Source organism: Bradyrhizobium sp. LeoB3 (assembly GCF_055456055.1).
Genome location: NZ_JBVBEF010000221.1, coordinates 1 through 4,189, shown reverse-complemented (window position 1 = coordinate 4,189; position 4,189 = coordinate 1). Strand labels below are relative to the sequence as shown.

Genomic DNA, 4,189 nt, shown 5'->3' with positions numbered 1-4,189 from the left:
GTCCATCCAGGCAACCCTCGTCGCAACATTGAGGGTGAGTCGCCTCATTTTGTGGAGGGGACATACAGTCTAGCGGAGATTCGAGCTGTATCCGCAGCGGCCAATTTGAGTGGAGCGTTGGAAATCGGACTGACAGATCACTCTTCGGCAATAAACCTGGAACTGAGACTTGGACCACAGCGTTTTTTCTCTTGGCAAAGTCCGTCGAACACTACGGTTTAGGACCCGTAAGTCGGAGGTTGTGTCATGCGGCGTCGCCGATCCTTACCGCACTCATTTGAAGATCAGATCGCAGCCGAGAAGGCTAGGCTGCAGGAAAAGATTACCGATCTTGTGAATGGTCCCGACAGGGATGCCGCGCTTAAAAAGATCAGACAGTTGGAGACCGCATCCCACATAAATGATTGGCTGACGTCACCCGGTCTCCGGTCGCCGGAGTAAAACCGCACAACAATGTCCGGTAACGGGTTGGGTGTAGGCGCCGACGGTCACCGAGCGAATCTTGGCTTTGATTGTGACCATGAGCGCTATACGCCCTCGCTTGCCCCTCCGCCCAATAGCTCCCGCAATGTGCCGGTGATCTCCCCGACGGAATAGGGCTTGGGCAAAAACCGGCCGCCCTCCGGCAGCTCGTAGTCGCGAAGCCTTAGTTGGCCCGAGGTTGCAATGATCTTGATCGGCGGCCAGCGGTCTCGCACCAGGTGGGCTAACCGCAGCCCGTCAATTGAACCCGGCATCTGGATGTCGGTGAAAATCACACGAATGTCTGTCCGGGCTTCCAGCACGGAAATAGCCTCGGCCGCGTTTCCAGCCTCGATCACGTCGAAACCGGCGTGCTCGATCATTGCTACGGCATGCCATCGCAGAAGCGTCTCGTCCTCGACGACGAGCACAACCGGGCGACCGCCAGCTAAGTGCTGCATCGGCGCTACCAACCTTGAATAATCGCAGATGGCGCTTTGAAGCCCGAGTCCCACTGCGGGTGCGCTTCACCCTGTTCCTATTGTCGGAAAACGGACATAGGCGGTGCAGAGAGGCCAATTCGCTTGTTGACTATTCGTTCCGAGAAGCGCCCACTGTGTAAGAAGAAGTACCAGAGCTACGGCAGAAACGAACCTGCATCTGCGTCAATGTCATTGTCGGAATTCCGACAGACAAGGCTCTGACGACCCAGCTTTCCGACGAGAAAGCTCGGATAGCCTTATAGCTAGGCACCTCAGCGCTAATCGGCAGCAGCTCGGCTTAGGACGGAAACCGGACCGACACGGACTGCCGGGACTCTTAATATAACCCTGATCCCGCGCGGAGCGTCCCCTCGGAGCTCGCACCCATCACCCTGCGGTATATCGCCCGACCGACCACGGACACCGCATTTGCACGCACCTTCGCCCACGCCGCTCGACAACAGGCTGCTCGCGTCACTGCCAGGCAGCGAGTTTAGCGCGCTCGCGGTCCATCTAATGACCGTGGTGTTGCCGCAAGGCACTTCTGTCTACGAAGCAGGCACCGAGGTCGAACAGATCTATTTCCCTCACCACGGCATGTTTTCGTTGCTCGCAGTAATGCGTGACGGCAAGGCCATCGAAACCGCGACTGTCGGCCGCGAAGGCGTAATTGGCGCGATGGCGGGATTAGGTCTCTACAAATCGCTCGTCCGGGTGAACGTTCAATTGCCAATGACGGCCAGCGGGATATCGTCAGCCGCTTTCAGGAGGTCAGTTACCTCAAGTCAAGCGATACGAGACCTCTGCATACGCTATAATGAAGTCCTCTTAACCCAAGCTCGCATTACGGCAGCCTGCAATGCACTGCATCCAATCGACCAACGTTTTTGTCGTTGGCTATTGCAGTCGGCCGATGGCGCAGCGGGCGATCCCATTACGCTGACGCAAGAACTGCTTGCCGATATGCTGGGAGTGCGAAGGACATCTGTGACAGAGGTGGCCGGCAAGATACAGGATCAAGGCATTATCACCTACTCGCGAGGCGTCATTAAAATATTGGACCGCGGCGCGTTGGAGCGACTGTCGTGCGAATGCTATCAGACGCTCGTCGAGCATGAGGCGACTCTAACAAATTGACCCAGCTGCCGATTGAACCCAGCCGCATCCCGCCCTTGATAAAGCAGCCCGGCCGGGGGCACGACCGAGCTGCCCAGGCACAAGTGCACACACGAGTTGGGACCATCTCCGGATATAGACGAGCCGCCGTCGAAGCCCGCGCGCACCGAGCGAGGAATACGTGGCCGATCTGCGGAAGATCATGAAGAAGATCCGCCGAAAACTGAATTAAGCCGCCGCCGCAGTGCTCGCCCCGCTGGGGTGTCATCCCCCTTTCCGGGTCAATCGCCAAGGCCTAGCGCTTGCCTTGGAGCCGCCCTGGCGCGATGCTGAGGCATTGGGCACTAAGTTCCCGAGAGACCATCTACGGGACCTCTGTGAGGGCCTCAGAGGAGCGCGCGGCAGAAGCTCGGAGGCAGGCCGACAGGCCTGGATGAGGTCAAAAGCATGAGTGTGAAGGTGCGAGAGTTTATCGATTTTTGGATGCAGAATAGCGTTCACGCCGCCGAGCAATTCGGCGATCCAGGCGCCTCGCAAGACGTGGCCGAGTTAACGCGGCGCTGCATCGAAATGGCCAAGAGCGAGGGGATCACGGAAAATGCCATGCGCGACGAGGTCGGTGACGTGGCTGAATATATCCGAGGCCGATTAAAGGCAGCGAACAAATCCGAGTCGGATCGCCAGAAGTAGGCCTTTGATCGGCACCGTTAGGAACGAAGACCTTCCGGCATCGTCAACTTGTGCCCCTGGCCCCACGCCGCCTCAGCTTGGCCCAGGTAAACCTCCAAGGATGGCGGCCCCGACGGTTCTGGGCCGTTTCTATTGGCAAAGGCCGCTATCCGTATTTGAATGTCGGAGCGTCCTGATTTCGTGTGTGCACAATTGAACTTTAAGCCCGGCCCCTTACTGTTTGTGCATCGCCGACGGAACGATGGCATCGGCGCCTGAGAGACACCGCGCTCCCGCCGCACCCAGCGGAGCGCCCCATGTGTGCCAGATGCGACGAGATCGACGAGAGGATCGCCCGTTACCGCTGGATCAGAGAGCAAATTTGGGATCAACAGGTGCACGATGCTACCCTGCAGTTGGTGGCAAAGCTGGAAACTGAGAAGCAAACCCTGCATCCCAAGCAGTAAGATCGCCTCTACCAGCAATGAAAGAGCAACCTTTCCAGCGAGGTGACGCGATGGATGAGTTCAAGATCAAGATCGCGCGCATTGAGATAATTTCGCCTAACGAACGGGGTGAGGACCTTCGCTTAGCGTTTCAGTTCGAGAGCGATCAGACCAGTTTTTCACTGCCAGTCTTGCTGAACTCCCGCGAATTTGACGATACCGAACTCGTCGAAGTTGCGCGAAGCAAGCTGTATGACGTTTTTAGGCAGCTTTGCAGTCAGTGCAAGGGTTGGCAGTTGTCCGATGACGAGCGCCGGGAGCTCGCAAGCATCAGCGCGCGGCCCGCCTGATAGGCTCGGGGGTCGAAATGGCGGAAGGAGGAGGAGCGGCCCCGACGGGACCCGGCAACCAGTAGGCTGCTGTTCATCACTGGAATGTTGACGGTCAGGAGCGCATATACAGTGGATGGCAAAATCACTTAGGACGCGCCTGCTGGAAGTGAAACTAATCGCCCTGCTTCCAACGAAATGGGAGTGGCAGGTTTGCGAAAGCGACGTGCCCATAATGTCTGGTTATGAGACATCGCGCGAAACTGCACAGATCGAGGGGAATAGCGCGCTATTTTACTTGCTGCGATGACCGATGTGACCATTCGAAGCGCCTGATGCGAATTGTGTCGACTCCCGGATGAAAAGGGTGTCTGGTCGCTGACATCACCGCCCGGCCCATGGCTTCTATCGGTGATGAGAACGCCGGTTGCGCTCCCGCCCAATCGAACAGGGAGCGCCGTTATGCCGCTTCGGCGACGTTTCGAGCTGTCATCATCCACATTCGAGTTCCGCCTGACGCAAGAGGCGATCAACCTTCGCAAACAGGCTGAAGGCATGCCCTTTAGCATTCGTCGCGACGAGCTTTTGCGAAAGGCGGCCCAGATAGATGGTAAGCGTCGTTCCGCTCCCACCTTCTCGCGGCACACGAGATAGGCGAGTTTCACGATCTCTTTGAAGGGATCGA

Annotated in this window: 5 protein-coding genes; 3 read left to right on the top strand and 2 right to left on the bottom strand. The window is 57.6% G+C overall.

The genetic code is table 11. The features are described 5' to 3' along the window. Positions 1 to 527: 527 nt before the first annotated feature. Positions 528 to 923, bottom strand: coding sequence for a response regulator (locus ACZXDY_RS44970; protein WP_464349902.1), 396 nt, complete (start codon positions 921 to 923; stop codon positions 528 to 530). 537 nt (positions 924 to 1,460) lie between these two features. On the opposite strand from ACZXDY_RS44970, the gene ACZXDY_RS44965 reads away from it, so the two are divergent. The 3 genes from ACZXDY_RS44965 (at position 1,461) to ACZXDY_RS44955 (ending at position 3,525) form a co-directional block, all read left to right on the top strand. After that, positions 1,461 to 2,081, top strand: a complete 621-nt coding sequence (locus ACZXDY_RS44965) for a Crp/Fnr family transcriptional regulator (protein WP_464349901.1) — start codon at positions 1,461 to 1,463, stop codon at positions 2,079 to 2,081. Between the two features lie 426 nt (positions 2,082 to 2,507). Continuing rightward, a complete protein-coding gene (locus ACZXDY_RS44960) occupies positions 2,508 to 2,750 on the top strand; it encodes a hypothetical protein (RefSeq protein ID WP_028166625.1) in 243 nt (80 codons plus the stop codon). Between the two features lie 496 nt (positions 2,751 to 3,246). Continuing rightward, positions 3,247 to 3,525 carry a hypothetical protein gene (locus tag ACZXDY_RS44955; protein ID WP_028166624.1) on the top strand — a complete coding sequence of 93 codons (279 nt, stop codon included), beginning with the start codon at positions 3,247 to 3,249 and terminating at the stop codon, positions 3,523 to 3,525. Positions 3,526 to 3,996: 471 nt separating this feature from the next. Here the strand turns inward: ACZXDY_RS44955 and ACZXDY_RS44950 are convergent. Next, a partial coding sequence (locus ACZXDY_RS44950; protein ID WP_464349900.1) for a hypothetical protein occupies positions 3,997 to 4,189 on the bottom strand: 193 nt, incomplete at its 5' end.

What these genes read in the sequence shown, in the direction of transcription:
- ACZXDY_RS44960 (WP_028166625.1), top strand. Translation starts at nt 2,508, where the DNA reads ATGAGTGTGAAGGTGCGAGAGTTTATCGATTTTTGGATGCAGAATAGC.
- ACZXDY_RS44965 (WP_464349901.1), top strand. Translation starts at nt 1,461, where the DNA reads ATGACCGTGGTGTTGCCGCAAGGCACTTCTGTCTACGAAGCAGGCACC.
- ACZXDY_RS44970 (WP_464349902.1), bottom strand. Translation starts at nt 923, where the DNA reads ATGCAGCACTTAGCTGGCGGTCGCCCGGTTGTGCTCGTCGTCGAGGAC.
- ACZXDY_RS44955 (WP_028166624.1), top strand. Translation starts at nt 3,247, where the DNA reads ATGGATGAGTTCAAGATCAAGATCGCGCGCATTGAGATAATTTCGCCT.